At 40.6% G+C, this 19,241-nt stretch carries 17 protein-coding genes and 1 pseudogene; 13 read left to right on the top strand and 5 right to left on the bottom strand.

Translation table 11 applies throughout. From position 1 onward, the window contains the following. Positions 1 to 252, top strand: a 252-nt coding sequence (locus F607_RS0106490; protein ID WP_027707439.1) for a transposase, incomplete at its 5' end; no start/stop codon positions are given. A 10-nt stretch (positions 253 to 262) separates the two neighbouring features. On the opposite strand, the gene F607_RS28425 is transcribed toward F607_RS0106490, so the two are convergent. From F607_RS28425 to F607_RS28420, 4 genes are all read right to left on the bottom strand, one after another. Next, positions 263 to 421 (bottom strand): IS4/Tn5 family transposase DNA-binding protein, encoded by a 159-nt coding sequence (locus F607_RS28425; RefSeq protein WP_169719769.1) that lies wholly within the window; start codon positions 419 to 421, stop codon positions 263 to 265. A 317-nt stretch (positions 422 to 738) separates the two neighbouring features. Then, positions 739 to 1,350 carry a PH domain-containing protein gene (locus F607_RS0106480; RefSeq protein ID WP_027707438.1) on the bottom strand — a complete coding sequence of 204 codons (612 nt, stop codon included), beginning with the start codon at positions 1,348 to 1,350 and terminating at the stop codon, positions 739 to 741. A gap of 162 nt (positions 1,351 to 1,512) precedes the next feature. Continuing rightward, entirely contained in the window at positions 1,513 to 2,931 is a 1,419-nt protein-coding gene (locus F607_RS0106475; protein ID WP_230400370.1) for a sigma-54-dependent transcriptional regulator, read from the bottom strand. Then, a complete protein-coding gene (locus F607_RS28420) occupies positions 2,912 to 4,816 on the bottom strand; it encodes a sensor histidine kinase (protein WP_051311002.1) in 1,905 nt (634 codons plus the stop codon). The genes F607_RS0106475 and F607_RS28420 overlap by 20 nt, the downstream gene beginning before the upstream one ends. A 298-nt stretch (positions 4,817 to 5,114) precedes the next feature. Here F607_RS28420 and F607_RS33980 point away from each other — a divergent pair, with 298 nt between their 5' ends. The 9 genes from F607_RS33980 (at position 5,115) to F607_RS0106420 (ending at position 12,573) form a co-directional block, all read left to right on the top strand. Continuing rightward, positions 5,115 to 5,261 carry a hypothetical protein gene (locus F607_RS33980; RefSeq protein ID WP_157365392.1) on the top strand — a complete coding sequence of 49 codons (147 nt, stop codon included), beginning with the start codon at positions 5,115 to 5,117 and terminating at the stop codon, positions 5,259 to 5,261. A 2-nt stretch (positions 5,262 to 5,263) separates the two neighbouring features. Further along, on the top strand, positions 5,264 to 6,667 hold the full coding sequence (locus tag F607_RS28415) for a cytochrome ubiquinol oxidase subunit I (protein WP_338112610.1): 1,404 nt from the start codon (positions 5,264 to 5,266) through the stop codon (positions 6,665 to 6,667). A 9-nt stretch (positions 6,668 to 6,676) separates the two neighbouring features. Then, positions 6,677 to 7,678, top strand: a complete 1,002-nt coding sequence (gene cydB, locus F607_RS0106455; protein ID WP_027707436.1) for a cytochrome d ubiquinol oxidase subunit II — start codon at positions 6,677 to 6,679, stop codon at positions 7,676 to 7,678. Next, on the top strand, positions 7,678 to 7,812 hold the full coding sequence (locus tag F607_RS35750) for a hypothetical protein (RefSeq protein WP_267910734.1): 135 nt from the start codon (positions 7,678 to 7,680) through the stop codon (positions 7,810 to 7,812). Before cydB ends, F607_RS35750 begins: the two co-directional genes overlap by 1 nt. Before the next feature lie 614 nt (positions 7,813 to 8,426). Continuing rightward, positions 8,427 to 8,681, top strand: a complete 255-nt coding sequence (gene bufA2 / locus F607_RS0106445) for a BufA2 family periplasmic bufferin-type metallophore (RefSeq protein ID WP_027707435.1) — start codon at positions 8,427 to 8,429, stop codon at positions 8,679 to 8,681. Between the two features lie 317 nt (positions 8,682 to 8,998). Next, a complete protein-coding gene (bufB, locus tag F607_RS28410) occupies positions 8,999 to 9,913 on the top strand; it encodes an MNIO family bufferin maturase (RefSeq protein WP_084611136.1) in 915 nt (304 codons plus the stop codon). Next, positions 9,906 to 10,667 carry an HvfC/BufC N-terminal domain-containing protein gene (locus F607_RS0106435; protein ID WP_027707434.1) on the top strand — a complete coding sequence of 254 codons (762 nt, stop codon included), beginning with the start codon at positions 9,906 to 9,908 and terminating at the stop codon, positions 10,665 to 10,667. The genes bufB and F607_RS0106435 overlap by 8 nt, the downstream gene beginning before the upstream one ends. Before the next feature lie 238 nt (positions 10,668 to 10,905). Continuing rightward, the gene (locus tag F607_RS0106425; RefSeq protein WP_027707433.1) at positions 10,906 to 11,922 is read left to right on the top strand and encodes a hypothetical protein; all 1,017 of its coding nucleotides are present in this window, start codon (positions 10,906 to 10,908) and stop codon (positions 11,920 to 11,922) included. A 117-nt stretch (positions 11,923 to 12,039) separates the two neighbouring features. Beyond that, positions 12,040 to 12,573 carry a GNAT family N-acetyltransferase gene (locus tag F607_RS0106420; RefSeq protein ID WP_027707432.1) on the top strand — a complete coding sequence of 178 codons (534 nt, stop codon included), beginning with the start codon at positions 12,040 to 12,042 and terminating at the stop codon, positions 12,571 to 12,573. 88 nt (positions 12,574 to 12,661) lie between these two features. Here F607_RS0106420 and F607_RS0106415 read toward each other — a convergent pair whose 3' ends face one another. Beyond that, positions 12,662 to 14,140, bottom strand: coding sequence for a DnaJ domain-containing protein (locus F607_RS0106415; protein ID WP_027707431.1), 1,479 nt, complete (start codon positions 14,138 to 14,140; stop codon positions 12,662 to 12,664). Positions 14,141 to 14,309: 169 nt separating this feature from the next. On the opposite strand from F607_RS0106415, the gene F607_RS0106410 reads away from it, so the two are divergent. The 3 genes and pseudogenes from F607_RS0106410 to F607_RS35410 form a co-directional block, all read left to right on the top strand. Next, positions 14,310 to 15,485, top strand: a complete 1,176-nt coding sequence (locus F607_RS0106410; protein ID WP_027707430.1) for a DUF5610 domain-containing protein — start codon at positions 14,310 to 14,312, stop codon at positions 15,483 to 15,485. 590 nt (positions 15,486 to 16,075) lie between these two features. After that, the gene (locus tag F607_RS0106405) at positions 16,076 to 17,632 is read left to right on the top strand and encodes a condensation domain-containing protein (protein WP_027707429.1); all 1,557 of its coding nucleotides are present in this window, start codon (positions 16,076 to 16,078) and stop codon (positions 17,630 to 17,632) included. Positions 17,633 to 17,751: 119 nt separating this feature from the next. Then, positions 17,752 to 19,236, top strand: a pseudogene (locus tag F607_RS35410) (amino acid adenylation domain-containing protein); the annotation flags it as partial. Positions 19,237 to 19,241: the final 5 nt, after the last annotated feature.

Below are 19,241 nucleotides of genomic sequence, written 5' to 3'. Positions count from 1 at the left end.
GGTTATTCAGGTAATCCAGTCGTTGAATGGGTAAAAGAGTCCCATGAAATCACTCGTAGCATAATACTTGAGGTCGTTGAAAAAGCGGGTAAAGGGTTTAATGTTGTAAAAAAACGCTGGGTTGTTGAGCGTACTTTTTCATGGTTAATCAGCTATAGGCGTCATTCTAAAGATTATGAAGTTTTAACGAGAAATAGTGAGGCAATGATTCACATTGCTATGCTGCATATTTTAGTCAAAAGAGTTGCTTAAATTTTGATTTTTAAGACACCTTCTTAGTGGATGCCCACTCCTCACATATCTCAGGTATGGATTTACCACTTTTTTCGGATAAACAAGCAACAATACTTTTAAAACGAGTTGTCAAACGCTGATCTTTAAATGCACATCCTGACAGCTCTTCATTTAGCCAAGAATCCATTGTTTTTTGCCCAAAAGTCCACTTTTGGCAACTAAAGTGACATAACCTTGTATTCATTGCAAATTTATGGGTAATTAAATGCCATCCTTGGTGGTCAAGAGCGCTGACAACAAACCCTACTAATGTGTCGGGAACACATTAGAACAGCTTCGCTGGCCCGTTAGGGTGAGCGCTATGGATAGCGCACATAAAAATGATTCGTGAAGGGTATAGATAGATGATGAATAAGGATAGCAAGTAAAGCCGTGAGTTAAGAAAGGCTAATTAGACGTGCTTGCTAGGGCTTCTCTTATAAAAGGAAGCCCAACGAAATTATATTAATTATTAATATATTTTTCGAAGATCTCTCCAAAGTCTTTACGACAATAGGCTTTACGGGCTGAGTGTAACCAGTTGAAAATATGCTGGTTGATTTCTTTAAATTGTTCTTCTAGTGTAGTTGAGCTTGAAGAGCGGTGTACTGCATTTGATGTCAGCTCTATACTTCGCTCTGCCGTGCGGTAATGGTGGCTATTCTCTTTTTGAATAGCACTAATTGAATATAATGTTTTGTATAAGTCTTTCAGGTGTTCTATTTGTGTTTTTTTGACATCGATAGAGTATGACGTGCTACCAATCGAAAACTTGATTTCGGCATCTAAATCTACTGTGCCCGCTGTCTCAAGTAAAACATCGCGAATATCGTGGTCATGATAACTAAAGCGTTTTAGTAGTCTTTTTTTGCTGAGGGCACTGGTGCCATCAAGATGAATAAGTGCCAGATTGGTGAAACAGTATTCATCTGTTTTTGATTTGATCAAACAATAGATTTTTTCGTTGTCTTCATGCATGACGTAGTCATCAGCATCGACTTTGTCGAAGTCTTGTGGGTCGATGATTTCTCCAATATCACTTAAACCCAAAGCATCTGCAGCAACACGTTTGAACATACAATCTTCCTGAGTGATAAATAGTTTTAAACGTTGTTATTACACGTCAGTTAAGAGTGACATATTTTATTATGCTGAACCAGTAGTCATGCATTGATTTGGTTAATATAGCACAAAACAAGTGTAATATATTTAACTTCTAACAGGCCTTAATAAAGTTGACTAGCTGTGGTCAATATCTTGAATACCATAGCGTTCCATTTTTTTTAATAAACCCTGACGGGATAGACCTAATTTACGTGCGGCATGTGTTCGATTTCCTTGAACCTGTTGTAATGCATCAAGGATTAATCGTATTTCTAAATGTCGTACTTGATTATCAAGGGTTTCATTAGACAGCTCTGGAATTGTATTAAATGATTGAGAAAGTTTATTTCCATTTAAAAACTCAATATCATTAATACCTATGACAGGCTGCTGAGCAATAGCGGCGACACTTTCTAAGGTATTTTTTAATTCACGCACATTGCCTGGCCAAGGCTGAGTGATAAACCAATGTAAAGCATTTGCATCCAATTGTAGAGGCCGTTGGTGTTTTTGGCTGTAATGTTGCAAAAAGTGCTGCGCTAATATAGGAATATCTTCTGGCCGATCAGCAAGACGTTGGGTACTAATGGTAATACCTTTAAGCCGATAATAAAGATCGTCACGAAAGGTGCCAGTGTTAACGGCATGAGGTAAATCTTTATTTGTGGCACTGATTAAACGTACATCAATGGATACAATTTCTCTGCCACCCACTGGATAGAATTTACCTTCCTGTAAGACCCGTAATAATTTGACTTGCATATTCAGTGGCATTTCACCGATTTCATCCAAAAATAATGTGCCTTGGTGAGCAAGGGCTAAAAGTCCTTGGCGATCACGATCTGCACCAGTAAAAGCCCCTTTTTTATAACCAAATAATTCACTTTCTAATAGCTCGCTGGGTATAGCGCCACAATGCACTGAGATAAAGGGTTGATTTTTTCGATAACTGAGCTGGTGTATGGTTTTGGCTATCACTTCTTTACCTGTTCCACTGGGTCCACTGATTAAAACCGATACATCTGTTGGTGCAATACGGCTAATCAGATTACGCAACATTTCAGTGTGCTGACTGACACCAATTAAACCAAGTGCTGTTTGTTGTTCCGCAAGTTGTGCTTTTAGCTGTTGTACTTCATTTTCCAGGCTGTGTTTGGTTAATGCTCGTTTGACAACAATCGCTAACATGTCGGGATCAACCGGTTTGGCTAGAAAATCCCAGGCTCCTTGAGCGATAGCGGCAAGTGCTAGTTCTCGATCAGCATGACCAGTGAGAACGATAACAGGAATAGTGCTAATGTCGTTTAGTAGTTTCAGTCCTTCTTGTGGCGTAAAAGAAGGTGGAAGGGCTAAGTCTAACAGCACTAAACTATACGACTGCTGTTGTAGTCGTTGCTGAGCTGAGGCTATATCGTGACAGCTATCAACATGATAACCCACCTGGCGTAGCCATTGACTACAAAGTTCACAAAAGGCAGGTTCGTCGTCCACGAGTAAAATTCGTTGCGTCAAAATAAGTTTTTCTGCCATTTTGTTATTCTCTACTTGCATCATCTTCGGCCCCATGCTGGGGAAATTCACAAATAAAACTACAGGACCAGGGTTCGATCTGGGTGTGCCACACTTGACCATGATGGGCATCCATGATTCGCCTGATGATAGCCAGACCTAATCCACTCCCACCTTGTCGTTTACTGATAAAAGGCTGGAATAAATGTTGTTGGATTTCTTCGGGTATGGCTGGCCCATTATTATGAATGCCTAGCTGTAAGGTGTTATTGGCTGTCTTGATAGCTGAAATATGTATTTGACCATTGGTGACATTGCGGGTAAATGCTGCAGCATTTTCTAATAAATTAGTTAATACCTGCTGTAGACGGTGGCGATCTGCATTTAGAGTGAGATCATTCGTTACCTCTATTGAAATAGGTACTTGGTAGCGTTGTTCAATATAGTGGGCGATAGACTGACAAAAAGGGCGCAATGTGAGTGGTTCAAGTTGTAAGGATAAGGGACCTGCATAGCAAAGCATATCAGTAATTAAGTGGTCAGCCCGTTCGATCTGCATTTTGATATGATGTCGGGTGGTTTGGTCACACTGGGTACTGGCCATTGCAATAATATTTAAAGGGTTACGTAATTCATGCGCCATTGCAGCCGCTAACGCGCCTAATTCAACTAAATGTTGCTCTTGTAAACGTTGTTGTGTTTGTTCTGCCAGGTAAAGTTGTTGCTGAAGTCCTCGGCAACTGCTGGCCAATAAGGTGCCAAACATTTCAGCGACATGAATAGCGGCAGGTGTTGCATTTTCCCAATGTAGCAAATGCAACTGCCAGCCTTGGTGATGACGTTTGCAAAAAAGGGTAGGTATTGTGTTTGAGGCGCTGGGCTGTTCAAAACAGATATGCACTGGCATAGACAAATGTTTTTCGAGTAACTGGGTTGCTGTTTGTTTTAGCGTTTCCCAGCTACCGCAGTTTTGTAAGGTGGAAAGCCAGTATTGAAGTGTTTGCTCGCGAAGCTGTGCTCCAGGATAAATTAACTTTTCGGCAATGCGCTGTGCGGGTCGATAGAGTGAACTGCCAATGAATAGTACAAAGGCAGAATATAACCATAACTCCCAAAGAGGGATATCTGTGAATGGTTCTGCCCCCAGTAAGTCTGCAACTGAAGTGAATAACGTAATAAGCAGTAATAATGTGAGTAAAATACACAGCCAAAATACGGCACGTACAGCCCAACGATTAACCACTACAAGCTGGTAGCGCACAATGCCATAGACCAGTAGTAAAACATAACTGGGCAGCAGTAACATAGGGTAGGGAAACCAGGCTATATCCAGTGATGGCAAGACAAAACTACTGGCGAGTACCAATCCCCAGCCACCAGCTAAAAATAATGCGACAATCGAGCGACGTTTATTGGCACTACTGATGTGCCATCCCCAGATTAAAATAGCATGGGCGATGACACCCACAACAATGGTGTAGAACAGGTTTAACCAACCTGGGGTATCTAGCACAATGAATGCAGGAAATACCAGCCAGGGAAGCAGAAATGCATCAGTTGTCTTAAAACTGACTAATGTGACAGCCAGGGCCAGTAAATACAATATGGCAATTGGCTTGCGCAAACGTTGCCTAAGTTGCTGAGGGTTATCTCCAGGCGCAATAAACAGCAAAGCAAAGTGTAAAAATGTGGTAGGTATAAAAGGATTTGCCAGTAGCCCCAAAAGGCCCAGTTGACTCATGACTGGATGGCTATGCTGGATGAGGACATGGCTTCCGCACCAAATAGCCATACCTAAACAAAACCCACCTAGTGGGCGAAGGGCGAGCTGTTGAGGTTCTTTAATACCCCAGCATAGCCAGCAACCAACGACAGTTCCTGCCAACGTTGTTATCAGCATCGCTGTGTTAAAAACAAGCAATAAAGACATTTGTTTTCCAGATTAAGTATTCCCTTAAACAAGACTATAGGCCGATCGCTATCAACACTGGGTGTGGCTGAAAGGTTCTGTGAGTCACTGTTATGGGTTGGACTGTGAACGGCGTTTACACTGACTAGTCTATCAAACTGTAAACAAGGTTTACAGATGGGTGGGTTTACTTTGTTGAAACTTGATATAAATCAGTGCAATTGGAGTATATAAGAGATATGGCATGATATTTGTATAAATGAAGAGTATTAAAACTTTTTCATTTATTACTTTGAAGTATAAGTTGTAGGAGAAGCATATGAGTTCTGCTCTTGTGTGGCAAGACCTGCTGACATTTGTTTGTATTATTAGTCTGGCACTCGTGCCTGGTGGTATAGCTCAGTGGCGCCATGGGCTGCAAAGTCGACGCGCTGATGTCGGGGTAGGTGAGCAAGGCAGGGGGTAACGATGATGGAAATGGATGGTGCATTGTTATCGCGTATTCAGTTTGCCTGGACAGTCAGTTTTCATATTTTATTTCCCACGATCACTATAGGCTTAGCAAGTTATCTGGCCATCATGGAAGGATTGTGGCTGAAAACCCGAAATCCCGTTTATCGTGCCCAGTTGTTGTTTTGGATAAAGCCATTTGCAGTAACCTTTGGTATGGGAGTGGTGTCTGGCATCGTTTTATCCTATGAATTTGGCACTAACTTTAGCGAGTTTTCTCAGGCGACATCAACCGTATTAGGCCCATTGTTAACCTATGAGGTTTTAACTGCTTTTTTTCTTGAGGCGGGTTTTCTGGGTATTATGCTTTTTGGCTGGAATCGGGTCAGTGAGCGAATGCATTTTGCGGCGACGGTTATTGTCGCAATAGGCACTATTATCTCGGCATTTTGGATATTGGCCGCCAACTCATGGATGCAGACACCTGCGGGTGCGGTATTGGATAAGCAAGGTGTATTTCAAGTAGTAAGTTGGATGGAGGTGATATTCAATCCTTCTTTCCCTTACCGTCTAGTGCATATGCTGCTGGCTTCCTTCTTAACAGTTTCGTTCTTGATAGCTGGTGTCTCAGCCTGGCATATACGTAAAGATCGACAAAATCCTGTGGCGCAGAAAGGCTTAAGTGTTGCTTTGTGGGCTGCCTTGGTACTTGCTCCACTGCAAGCTTGGGTCGGTGATCTTCATGGACTTAATGTACTTGAGCATCAACCTATTAAAGTCGCTGCTATGGAAGGCATTTGGGAAACTGAGCAGGGTGCAGGTTTACGCTTATTTGCGGTGCCAGACCAAGAGCAGGAAACAAACCACTTTGAAGTTAAAATTCCATACTTGGCAAGCTTGATTTTAACCCATGATGCACAAGGTACATTACAAGGTTTAAAGTCTGTGCCTGCGGATGAACGACCTCCAGTGGCAGTGGTTTTTTATAGTTTCCGAATCATGGTTGGCATTGGCATGCTGATGCTGTTAGCTGCTGTAGTAGGTGCATGGTTACGTTGGCGTGGTAATTTGTATAGTGCTAACTGGTTTCATAAAGGCTTGCAGTGGATGATTCCAGCAGGTTTGGTAGCAACACTGGCAGGTTGGTATGTTGTTGAAGTCGGGCGACAACCTTGGTTAGTCCATGGCTTCTTAAGAACTAATGACATGGTGTCAGCTCATCCGGAGCAGCGTGTGCTATTCACCTTGATTCTTTTTGTTATTGTCTACAGCCTGCTATTTGCTGTGTATCTTTATTTCATGCGTAAGTTATTAAAACGTTTGCCCTCAATAGATGCAACGGTTGATGAAAAAGAGTCCATAAAATCACAATCGGCTGAGTATTTAACAACTTCATCTACAACAACCGGCATACCATCCTAAGGAGTAATTATGGACTGGGCAATTGTTTGGTTTTTATTGTTGGGTTTTGGCGTCTTTATGTACGTTGTGCTGGATGGCTTTGATTTAGGGCTAGGGATACTTTACCCCTGGTATCAGCCTGATGAACGTTTGTTGATGATGAACAGCATTAAACATATCTGGGATGGTAATGAAACATGGTTGGTGTTGGGAGGCGTTTTATTGTTTGCTGCTTTTCCACCAGCCTACAGCTTAGTACTTAGCCATTTATACTTGCCCGTTATGATCATGTTATGGGCATTAATTTTTCGAGGGGTTGCTTTTGAATACCGGTTTAAAGCAACTACCAGTAAGCATTGGTGGGATTTTGCTTTTTTTGCGGGTTCTTCAATTGCAACATTCTGTCAGGGCTTAATGTTGGGCGTATTACTTCAAGGCTTAACATTAGAAGAAGGGCAGCTCACGATAAGCTCATGGAGCTGGCTAACACCTTTTAGTGTCTTTACAGGCTTTGCATTAATGGTGGGCTATGCCTTACTCGGTAGTTTATGGCTGGTGTGGAAAACATCGGGGGCTATTCAGCAGCACAGTCGTAAGCTTGCCATTATGCTGTTGGTGATTATTGCTGTTTTACTGTGTGTGGTGAGTGGTTGGTCCACTTTATTAGATGCACGCATTATGGATCGCTGGTTTAGCTTTCCCAACATGTTGTGGTTAGCACCTTTGCCTTTACTGACAGGTTATGCGCTCTGGCGTACATGGTGTGGCTTAAAACAGCCTTCTGAGCGTGAATGGCTGCCGTTTGCATGGGTTATCGCTGTTTTTGGTCTGTCATTTATTGGTTTGGTGGTGAGTGTCTTTCCATTTTTAATTCCCTGGCAGCTGACAATTTGGGAAGCGATTGCACCCGCCAAAAGTTTGAATTTTATCTTACCGGGAGTACTGGTATTAGTGCCGGTGATTTTGGCGTATACCTTGTTTGGTTATAAGGTCTTCAGCGGTAAACTGGATACCTTGGATGGGGGGTATTAATGATGAAAAAGTCCATTGAGCCTACTGCAGCAGATCAAATACGGCATCCTTGGGGGTGGTTTTTGTTGTTGTACCTTGTAGGAATAAGTGGCACCACATTACTGGCTTATGGTGTACGCTGGTTAATTTTCTAAATTGATACGTTACTCTACGGGTTAGCTGTCCAAGTTAAGGATAGCTAGCCTTTGTACTTTCCCTACCACAGTTACTATATCTTCACGTTGAAGAATTTTTTTTAGCTCACTGTTTAGACCATCCTAACGTTAACGATAATTATATATGAGTAAAACCATTGATTAATGGAACTAATTACATGTGTAAACAAAAGGGTATCTCTAAAAATACACAAACAAATTCAAGTATTGCCCACCTTCTTTTTGCTATACCCCAGTTTTGCTTAAGTCAGTAACAGTAATAGCTCAATATATTAAGGGCACTACAAAGGCTGGATTTAGTACCCTGTGTCGTAAAAATATTTTAAGTAGATATTAAACGTGCTCTCCAAAAAAAATCGACTATTTTCATAAGGAGAAAAAAATTGCTGTTACTAATGAAATTTTTTTCTTTCCTTAGCTGTCTTTAGTTGAAAGTCAATGTGAATGGCTTTTTACATGTGAACAAAAAACTGTAGCACAGCTTATTATGCCGTTTAGTCAGGATATAGACTCTGACTAAAGGAGGTCGAAAGTCTTGCTTTCTACATAAGTTGAGCTGCTAATGATTATTTGCAGAGTTTAGGAACTTTATTATGAGCACAATGAAAAAAGTGAGTGGTACTGCATTAGCCGTTGCTGCAGCAGGCTTGTTTACGATGGGCGCAGAGTTGGCTGTGGCGGGCCAAGCAGATCAGGTGAAATGTTGGGGTATCAATAGTTGTAAAGGGCACAATGATTGTGCGACAGCCACTAATGACTGTAAAGGTATGGGTTCCTGTAAAGGTCAGGGCTATCTGAATATGTCGGCTGAAGAATGTAAAGAAAAAGGTGGTACGGTTAAAGAATAAACGTTAGCGTTAAGCCTTTAATTTTTTGTGAGTGTTGAGTTTATGGTTTTTTGTTGAACTCAACGCTTAACTATACCCAATACGAATGGTTTTTAGGTGAGGCCATCGAGTGACGAAGCCCCATGAGCCTATATTAATAGGTGATTGGGCTGAGGAGTGAAGATAACAAAACCTATAAATCACTCGTGAAGGGTATATAACCGAAAAGTGATTTATGAAGGGTATAAATGTTTGCGAGTAAACCTGGATGTTATTTAATATCCAGGTATTTTTTACCACACCTGATTTGATAATGATAAAAATTGTGAGAGCATGCTGTGAAAAAAATATTCCATGGCTTCGGTTTAGGTTTGCGGAAAGATTATTATAGTGAAATTTTGGCCACACAGCCTGCTGTAGATTGGTTTGAGATTATTTCTGAGAATTACTTTGTTGATGGTGGCAAACCACTGTATTTTTTAGATGCTATTCGTGAGCAATATCCTATTGCTATGCACGGTGTTTCTTTATCGATCGGTAGTACTGATCCACTAAATAAGCACTACTTAAAAAATTTAAAATCTCTTGCAGATCGTATTAATCCTATCTTTATTTCAGATCATTTGTGCTGGACCAGTGTCGGTGGCATAAATAGCCATGACTTATTACCCCTTCCTTATAATGAGGCATCGATTAAACATATTGTTGAGCGCATAAACTTTGTTCAGGATTATTTAGGCCGGCAAATACTCTTGGAAAACCTTTCAAGCTATGTTTCATTTGCTGAATCAGATATGACTGAGTGGGACTTTGTAAGTGACGTGGTTGAACGGGCTGACTGCATGTTGCTACTTGATATTAATAATATTTATGTGAGTGCCCGAAACCATCATTTTGATCCCCTTGATTATTTAAAAGGTGTGCCTGCTCAACGTGTTATGCAGCACCATTTAGCGGGTCATAGTGATTATGGAGACTATATTATCGATACCCATGATGCCCCTGTGGTAGACCCTGTTTGGCAGCTGTATAAAGTGGCTGCTGAGTTATTTGGTCCCGTTTCTACGATGATTGAGCGGGATGATAACATGCCCACTTTTTCTGAATTGCTGGCTGAGTTAAATTATGCAAGGACACTCGCAGAGCCAATTTATAGCCAACAGCAAGCATCTGTCGTATTACCCGTAACCAGTCGTTATCAATTTACGAGTACAATACCATCAGTGGGTGTGCAGGAGCAGCACTATGGTTGAGTTGGCAGATTTACAAAAGATTTTTTTAGGGCATTTACAAGGTCAATCTACACCGATTACAAACTATGTGACAAAAGAGCAGCCTGGGTTGGCGATATATGCCAATGCTTATCAACAACGTTTAACAGAGGCGCTTGATGGAGATTACCCCTGTCTAGGTCTGTTGTTGGGAGATGCGCAATTCAACCAACTGATATCTGATTATATTGTACATCATCCGTCGTCAGATCCTTCTTTACGTTGGTTTGGTCAATATTTACCTGCATTTATTCGTGAACAAGTACATTATCAATCCATGCCAATTGTTGCTGAATTAGCGGAGTGGGAATGGCGTTTAAGATTAGCCTTTGATGCGGCAGGAAGTGAAATAGCCGTCATTGATCATGTACAACAGTTGACTGCTGAACAGTGGCCAACATTACAGCTTGAGTTAGTTCCTTCGCTGCAAATAGTATCCTGGCAAACAAATGCTGTTGCAGTATGGCAGGCCCTTGAGCAACAACAGACACCGCCAGCTATTGTCGAAGAGCGGACGGATTGGATTATTTGGCGTAAGGGGCTAGTGACAAACTTCCGCTCAGTCCATAAAGATGAACGTGTCGCTTTGGAGCTTAGTCTACAAGGACATAACTTTGCTTCTCTTTGTGAGCAGCTGTGCCAATGGCATGAGCCAGATGTGGTGGCTACACGTGTTGTACAACTCCTGCAGCAGTGGTTAAATGATGAGCTGATTCGAAAAGTGATTTCGCACTAACACTTCTCTCTTGCTTTAAGAGGGTGTCGCAAAAGGTTATGAGCGAAGCAAAGACAAGGCAAAAATCGGCGAAAAGGCGGAGTTTATACTTAATAAATGAGTACTTTGAGCCGATTTTTAACGCTGTATTTGCAAGCGCAGTAGTTTTGCGACAGCCTCTTAAGGTGGGGATGCTTGCTTTTGCCCTTTTAATCAGTAAAACTGCTCACATCTAAGTAATGGACATTACAGTGAGCTTATGTCTGGTCATATAACGACACCAAAATTTTCTGCTGAAGAGTCTTTTTTACGAGAGGCTGTCAGGATTGAATTTGAAAAATTATTGGCTATTTCCCAGACTGTGCGTGATCAGTTAGCCCATGATAGTGATTGGCGGGTATTCTGCGCTAGCCATATTCCCATTCGCGATCAAGCTGAAGTCCCTACCGCTATCCATGTTGAATCATTACCCCCAGAGTCGCATAATACGAAAGCGGCGATTATAGATATTTTAACGGATTTTTATAAATCACCTGAGCAAAACATTAATACTACGAAACGATTGACAGGGCTTGTAAACGTAAGTTTGCAAAGTTATCAGCAACTTCAGCTATTTAATATACAGAAAGAATGTTTACGCCAGGCTATGGCTGCGTTACCCCAACGAATACGACGTCATATGCATAAATATGTGAGAGGTCCAAGGCAAGAAACGGTCGTTTTTTTGCAGGCTTATCGTCAAGTGCCGTTGTTTTCACCAGAAGATGAAATAAGGCCTATGACAATTGCTAAAGTGCAATTCCATTGGCGTAGAAAAGGGGTAGGAGGAAGACAGGTTTCAGTAGGTGACTTTCGATCCAGACTCATTGCAGAAGCAGAAGCACACTATGGTAAAGGTGCTTGTAATAAGCCTTACTTTGATAACAATATAGCGCCTGGAAAGTTGGTGCGGTTAAGAATGAATGTAGAGGCTTTGGAAGGGTTAGCAGATAATGAGTTATTATTTGCGGATTATCGAGTTATCAGACCTCATCCACGAGGAAATATTTTTTATTATAAGGATAACACAACAGATAAAGTCCATCAGGTACCGTTGACGCCTGTTGCTGCGATGCCTTTTTTTGTGTGTCAGAAACAGTCTATAGCCGTTCAACCATTAGGTGATTTGATGCCTAAGGATTGGAGTAAAGAAGGCAAACAATTAGCAGATTACCCTATTTCTGAGTCGCCTTATGCATATCGTTACATAAAACCACGCTATGTCGTTAATGAATAGCAGCCACTTTCCCAAAAGATAATGCCACTTTATTTTGACACCTAAAAATGATTCATTATGGGTATACATGACAATTTAAGCAGTGGTATTACATTTGTAAAAAAGAGAAGTATGTAAATGGAAATTCCTATTATTGAAACATCGCGACTCCGCTTAAGAGGATGGTCATTAGCCGATGCGGATGCATTTGCTATGTTGAATGCAAACGCTGATTTTGCCAGATATATTGGTGGTGGCCAGCCAGTTAATAAAGCAGAAAGCTGGAGAGTACTTGCTATTCTTGCGGGACATTGGGTTTTAAAGGGATTTGGGTATTGGGTTGTTGAGGATAAAAAAACAAGTGACTTTTTGGGTAGAGTCGGAATTTGGGAGCCTGAAGGATGGCCGGGCATTGAAGTAGGTTGGGGGATTTCGCCTGATTATTGGGGTAAGGGGTATGCAACTGAAGCGGCACTGGCAGCAATTGAGTGGGGGTTCACTTATCTTGATACACCTGAGCTGATTAGTCTAATCCATCCGGAAAATAAAGCATCAAAGAGTGTGGCTCTAAAAGTAGGTGAAGTTTATAGCCATTTTCAAACCGTGATGGGGAAGCAGTGTGATATATTTAAGCTCACTAAAACTCAATATTTGCAAAATAAAAAGAGTTAAATATAAATACTTTGTCAATCTTTTAGTTAATTGTTGTAATTGAGAGTATTAAATTTGCTCTTGCTTGTCAGTAGCAATATCGTAAGCATTATAACTGTAGCTTTTGTTGGTTGCTAATAATGGTAAAGGGCTCTTTTCGTTCTTCTAAATTAGCAGTAAATGTGCGGCAGGCGTGGTTATAAAATTGACCATAGCGAATAATAATATTGTCAATTCGATTAGGTAAGCGTTGAACGTGGATTTGCTGCTGAGCGTAAATATAAACTAACTGAACGGTTTTATTTTGTTGTCTAAATAAAACAATTGCATCGTTTGTGTGTGGGTTATCGATGGATAAGCGTTTTTTTCCATTATGTTGTCCTAATAGCTCACCATTAAATGGGCGTGGACCAGGGTATTGCTGGCACTGGTAACGTTTTGCGATCGTATGATTGCCAAATCCTATAAGCTGTTCAGCAACAAACCCTTGCAAGCCTTTAGTTGTTGATAGTGTCACCCAGCCTTGAGGCCCTTTAGATACTACATTAACAGGTGCATATTGGCCTACTCGTGTAATAATGGCACTGTTAATATCTGGAGCAGAAAGTAAGGCGACAGCGTCAAGCGTATAATGACTTCCTAAGCGATGGCTGCGATAAAGAGCTTGATGTTGGGCTTCTGGTGCAATGGGATTTGCAGAAATGGGTGGTTTGCTGACTAATGCAAGTGGTTCAAAGGCCTGTTGCCATATAAGTATAGGTAGACTAATAAACAATATCATCAAGCTCAGCAAAATAAACTGACTTTTAAAGAAGTGAGTAGATTCTGGAGGCTGAGCGACAGCCTCGCTGGGATCACCCAGTTGATGCAATAGCTGATTGACTTTGTCTTGCATCGCTTGATTTTGACAATAGTGTTTCAACCAATACAAGTGACCGATTGCTTCATTAAATCGGCTTTTTGAAATATGCTGCAATGCCAGTCGATATTCTAATTTACTATTTTCGGCTAGCGGTGTTTTGCCTCCTAAAGTGTTTGTCCACCAGCTCCGAATGGTATGCCAAGGCCCGGTTATACTCCACCAACCCAGTAGTAAATTCCAAATATTAATTTTGAGTGCTAAGCGCAAGCTGCAATGCTGGCACCAAATACCTGACACCTGTTTGTGTTGAGTGATAATGATCAAACCAGTGACTTTTTGCCAACAGCGATAACGCAAACCTTGTCTATCTTTACGGCAATGCCGACAAACTATAGCTTGTTTGATGACAGGGTTAGGTATAGGTGGTGGCGGTTTGGGGGCCTGATTAGCAAATGATACAGGTGTGGTGATTTCTTCTTTCGTGTGATGAGAGGGCGGTTGGGCTGGCGGAGGCTGAGCTCCATACTGGTAGTACTGCACCAAAGTTTGGTAGGTATGTTGTAACTGTTGAAACGCTGCAGTCGTATCTTGCCCTGGGTTTTTATCGGGGTGTAATGATTTTACGCGTTGTCGATAAGCTTGTTTAACATCATGCAACGAAGCATCTGGAGATAGGCCTAATTGTTGCAGTAAGTCGTGAATTCTTTGCTTAGATTGCGCCGTCATGGCTTGCAATGGCTTCCAACTTAATTATGAGTTGTGAATGAGTATAGCAGTCTTAAAGTGTTGGCGGCGTATGCCGATAATGAGTATATAGAGAGGACTGAATCAGTACGTTCTTTAAGACATGTTCGATGGCGTCAGTGTCGTAGAGAGCGATCTGGAGGTTACATTAATGAATATCACACCAGGACATTTACTGAACTCAATGCGGCCAGAACATGCCGAACAATATCAGCAAGCGGCAACAAACAGTCAAGCTTTAATGCGGTCGTCTGCTGGGGGAAGTACACGTCAGCTGTTGCAGAATACGTTATTACAACGTGTAGGGCAGCAGCTAGGTGCTGAAGAACCATTAAAAGCTGAATCTTCCGGGTATCGACCAGAGCAGGTAGCCGATACTATTTTAAAATTTGTGGAGCAGCGTTTAGTCACAGAACAATCCGAAGGTGCTGATAATGAGCGATTACAAAATTTATTAGCGCAAGCAAGAGAAGGGGTTGCAAAAGGTTTTGCTCAAGCGCGTGAGGATCTTCAGGCTTTAGGCTTATTAAATCCCAACTTAGAAGCAGATATTGATACCAGCTTTGATCTGGTATCTGCAGGGCTTGACGAGCTACAGAGTAGGTTTACTGACTATGCGGATAAAATCTCGTTAAGTGATATTGCCCTAGGGGGAGAGCCTCAAACGACGAGTCTACGTAGTCATCAACAGTATTATCAGTTAGATAATCAGTTTTCCTTTCAGGTTACCACGAAAGAGGGCGATGTGGTGACGATAAATGCATTTAAACAGTTTTCAGCTGCAAATGGATACTTGCAACAAGGACAAGCAGCGGTCAGCACTAATCAAACACAGTACCAAAGTGGGTTTCAGTTGAGTGTTGAAGGGGATTTAAATGAGTCTGAGTTAAATGCGATTAATGCTTTATTAGCTGATGTAACAGCATTAGCTAATGATTTTTTTGAAGGTAATGTCAGCAGCGCATTTGATCAGGCTTTGTCGTTGGGTATTGATGCCTCTACGCTCAGTGAATTTTCACTGACATTGCAACAAACTGAAGTACAACAGATGCAGCAGGCATATGCCTCAGCTAACGGTGGAGGCTTTGAAGCGTTGAATAATCGCTCTCCTATTACCCAATTAGCTGATTTTGGTCAACAGCTCCAAAATACATATCAAAAGGTAGGGCAGTTGTTTGATCAACCAGGTAAACTGCTAGCCAAGTTACTGAGTCAGTTAGAACCTGTCAAATTAGAAAATAATAAGCGCCAGGAAAGCGTATTAAATGACGAGTTAGTGAAGTTGCAGGAAATAACAGATTATTTTCTATCTTCGTTAGAAAGTTGATACCACATGTAACCTATCTACCTATTGAAAAAGGTAGATAGGCTTTTACGTTTGTGAAAAGAAATGCAAACGCTTTATATCTGTAGCGTAGCCGCTACTACGACATTGCCTGATACATATCAATACGCAGTTTGATACATTTCGTATTTTACGGATGGAAATTCAGCTGATTTCTGATAGGCTTCACTTGTTTTATATGCCCAAAACGATGAGTTTTTAGCGGTGCTAGTCTAGTCTGTTAGGACTTACGAGCGCAACCATAGTTGTTTTATTAGTTGTTTTAATAGCGCTGACAACAAACCCTAAAAATTATTCGTAAAGGGTATATATGCCTTTCACCAAGGGCCACTTTTTGTCCAATAATTAAGCTTTTTTTAGGATTAGTGGTTACCTGTAGTATGCACAACAGGTGAGCATCAAGGAGTTGATCATATGATAGCCTTTTTCTTCTTTTTGCTAAAGAACACGTCAATTACTTTTTGTACCTATGAAAGTATGGCTGATTCAGCCATATTCGCGTTTTTGCTAAAGGTATAGCAAACAATCTTAACGTAGCTGTTGATTGTGCTTGAATTTATTAGGGAGTATTTATGAAGTATACACATTATCCACTTCACCCAGAGCAACAAGCTATTTATTTCGATCAGTGTCAGGAAACTGATTCAACAAAATATACCGTCGGTCTAATTATTGAGTTGCAGGGTTTATTGGATAAAGAAGCATTATCAAAAGCCGTTAATCAAGTATTTCAGTCATTAGATTTTGTGGGGCTTCGATTTACACTCGTTGATGGTGTACCAAAGCAGTATAATGTACAGCAATACCCTGAGCTTTCAACAATTGACTTTAGCCAAACCTTAGATCAGAGTCAGCAGTTACAAGCATGGTTAAAGAATGAACTCCCATATGCATTTTCTTTGGACCGCGGTGACTTGGTTCGTGTGGTGTTGTTAACTGAGTCAGATCAACGTCATGTTTTCGTTGTTTTAGCGCATCATATTGTGGTTGATGGTTATGGCATCGTAAAGCTTATTAATAAATTGGGTGATGCCTATATTTCTAATATAAAAGGGGTTGAGTGGAAAGGAAATACTCAGCAATATTTACCTTGTGTTATTGAAAGTACAGAATATTCAAAAACCGAAAACTACTGCAAAGTTGAAGCATACTGGAAAAAAACAGTCCATTTGCACTCGCCAAAAATTAACTTTTTACCTGCAAAGTATTTGGGTGAAGTAAGTAAAGGCGTGGCGAGTTATTGTTGTGCTATGCCTCGCTTGATGAAAGAAGGTATGTTTGAAGCTTCACAGAGATTAAATATTGGTGGGCTACTTGCATTATGTTTGGCTGGTTTAGCACTTCATTTTTCAATTTACCAGCAATCATCTACTGTTGCATTGGGTTCAGTATTACATAAACGGAAGGGAAAAGCACAACGTGATGTTGTTGGAATGTTCTCGGGTGTATTACCATTTTATATTACTGTTGACCAGGCAAAAACGTGTAGTGATTTAATCAAATACGTTGCCCAAGTCATTAAACATGTTTATCGTCATCAGTGTATTTCTACTGCACAGATCAAACATGCTAGTGGCCATAATGACCGATTATTTGATGTACTATTTTCTTATAACTCCTTTGCCCTAGATACAGACTTTAATGGGTTATTACATCGATTAGAGGATATATATACAGATGATTCATCCTATCCGTTAAATATTAGGGTTCTGGATCATGGTGACCGTTTTGGGCAGCAGCTTTCTATCACTTATCGTGAAGATTATTTTGCGCCCATGGAAGTCTCATTGTTGGCAAAAAGGCTGTTAAAAATCTGGGCGTTCATGATCGAAAATACTGATCAGCTACTTGAAGCGCTTCCTATTTGTAGTATTGATGAATATCAACAACTGCGCAGCTGGTCAGTTAACGATTTTGATCCAGTTAAATCACTACCAAATATAAATAAAAATAAGCTTCATCATTCAGAAGTTTACAGAAAGGAAGTTTGCAAACCTAAGGGCGACTATGTACATCAGTGGTTAGAGCATAATGCTGTGGTATTTCCCAATAATCCCGCTATGTACTTCTTGGAAAATACTATTACTTATACTCGACTTTGGCCATTATTGAATACATATGGCAGCTAAAAATAAGCTATTAGAAACAACAGGCTAGAATTAATTCATATCATGGTTTTCATTAGACATGAGTTAATTCAGGCTATAATCTCAAATAGTATTGCTCTACCTACAATGCCTTAGCTTCTAAATGGCCAAAGTCGAGTTATAAAGAGTTTAATGAACAAGCGAATCAACTTGCACACTACTTGATTCATCAAGGGGTAAAGCCTAATGAGTTAGTCGGTATTTATCTCGAGCGTTCTCCTGCTTTATTTATTTCAATAATGGCTGTAATGAAAATAGGTGCTGGATACTTACCCCTAAGCCAAGAACTACCAGAAGAACGTTTAAAATATATTATTAAAGATGGTCATTGTCAGTGTGTTATTTCGGAAAAAAACATTTCATATACGCTTGAACGACTATTAATAGATAACCATGATACTTTCCTTTGTGTCATTGACGATGATATTACCTTTGCCAAGATACAACAGCTACCCAAAGAAAATTTACAGTGTGAAAGGCCCATACCTGCAGATAATTATGCATATGTTATTTATACCTCAGGTACTACAGGGCTACCAAAAGGCGTATTGGTTTCTCATGCTAATGTGGTAAATCTCTTTAAATCAGCTTCGGTTTTTAATATTGACGCTAGCAGTCGTGTATTACAGTTTGCAGCAATAACATTTGATGCATCTGTACTTGAGTGGGGGATAGCATTTTATGCGGGTGCTTGTCTTTACTTACTGCCAAAGTCAATTAATTATGATCCAAAGTTATTAAACCAAAAGGTAAGGGAGTTATGTATAACCCATGCTTTCTTAACACCCGGTTTACTGCTTTCTCTGGATGTAGAATATTGGTCGGGATTACAACAACTGTTTATTGGTGGAGAAGCATGTAATGTTCAAGTAGCGGCAGAATGGTCCCAAAAAGTACCGTTAATCAATGTATATGGCCCAACAGAAATAACAGTGTGTGCGACGCTAGGAGCTTATCAGGCTCAGCAAAATAAGTTGCCCATTGGTAAACCATTAAAGCGCTACTCTCTCTATGTACTGGATAAGCAGCAGCATTTATTACCGATGGGGGCTATTGGTGAGCTATATATTGGTGGTGATGGTGTTACCCTGGGTTATCTTGGCCAACCTGCGTTGACCGCAAAAAAGTTTTGTTGGTTAAGCCCATTTGCAGAACTATCAATGTTTGATTGTGAGCAGGAGAAGCAGCGGTTATATGCAACAGGTGACTTAGTTCGTTGGTTACCCGATGGTAATCTTGAATACGTAGGAAGGATAGATGATCAAGTAAAAATACGTGGTTTTCGGATAGAGCTAGGAGAAATCAAATATCAACTGGAACAACTTGCTGGTGTTTGTCAGGCAGCTGTTAGCAGGGATATTGAGGATAAGAGTCGCTGTTTGGTTACTTTTATAGTGTGTGATGTCGACAAAATAGTAAATGACATTGAGGGAAATGAGTCACTGAATAGTAAAGATGAAAATCAAATTATTCAATTGTTAAGAGAGCAGTTACAACAGCAGTTACCAGACTATATGTTGCCAACGAAATGGTACATTGTTGATAAGCTGCCGTTAAACGTAAATGGTAAAATTGACTATCGTACCCTTTC

The organism is Zooshikella ganghwensis DSM 15267 (assembly GCF_000428585.1).
In the GTDB taxonomy this organism is placed as follows: domain Bacteria; phylum Pseudomonadota; class Gammaproteobacteria; order Pseudomonadales; family Zooshikellaceae; genus Zooshikella; species Zooshikella ganghwensis.
Note: the sequence above shows the minus strand (reverse complement) of the source record. Positions and strands in the feature narration are given on the sequence as shown.

Bases quoted from the DNA above. Each gene is read 5' to 3' on its own strand.
- F607_RS0106405 (WP_027707429.1), top strand. From the start codon at position 16,076: ATGAAGTATACACATTATCCACTTCACCCAGAGCAACAAGCTATTTAT.
- F607_RS28425 (WP_169719769.1), bottom strand. From the start codon at position 421: ATGGATTCTTGGCTAAATGAAGAGCTGTCAGGATGTGCATTTAAAGAT.
- F607_RS33980 (WP_157365392.1), top strand. From the start codon at position 5,115: ATGAGTTCTGCTCTTGTGTGGCAAGACCTGCTGACATTTGTTTGTATT.
- F607_RS28420 (WP_051311002.1), bottom strand. From the start codon at position 4,816: ATGTCTTTATTGCTTGTTTTTAACACAGCGATGCTGATAACAACGTTG.
- F607_RS0106435 (WP_027707434.1), top strand. From the start codon at position 9,906: ATGGTTGAGTTGGCAGATTTACAAAAGATTTTTTTAGGGCATTTACAA.
- bufA2 (WP_027707435.1), top strand. From the start codon at position 8,427: ATGAGCACAATGAAAAAAGTGAGTGGTACTGCATTAGCCGTTGCTGCA.
- F607_RS0106420 (WP_027707432.1), top strand. From the start codon at position 12,040: ATGGAAATTCCTATTATTGAAACATCGCGACTCCGCTTAAGAGGATGG.
- F607_RS0106410 (WP_027707430.1), top strand. From the start codon at position 14,310: ATGAATATCACACCAGGACATTTACTGAACTCAATGCGGCCAGAACAT.
- F607_RS35750 (WP_267910734.1), top strand. From the start codon at position 7,678: ATGATGAAAAAGTCCATTGAGCCTACTGCAGCAGATCAAATACGGCAT.
- F607_RS0106425 (WP_027707433.1), top strand. From the start codon at position 10,906: ATGTCTGGTCATATAACGACACCAAAATTTTCTGCTGAAGAGTCTTTT.
- F607_RS0106415 (WP_027707431.1), bottom strand. From the start codon at position 14,140: ATGACGGCGCAATCTAAGCAAAGAATTCACGACTTACTGCAACAATTA.
- F607_RS28415 (WP_338112610.1), top strand. From the start codon at position 5,264: ATGATGGAAATGGATGGTGCATTGTTATCGCGTATTCAGTTTGCCTGG.
- F607_RS0106475 (WP_230400370.1), bottom strand. From the start codon at position 2,931: ATGATGCAAGTAGAGAATAACAAAATGGCAGAAAAACTTATTTTGACG.
- cydB (WP_027707436.1), top strand. From the start codon at position 6,677: ATGGACTGGGCAATTGTTTGGTTTTTATTGTTGGGTTTTGGCGTCTTT.
- F607_RS0106480 (WP_027707438.1), bottom strand. From the start codon at position 1,350: ATGTTCAAACGTGTTGCTGCAGATGCTTTGGGTTTAAGTGATATTGGA.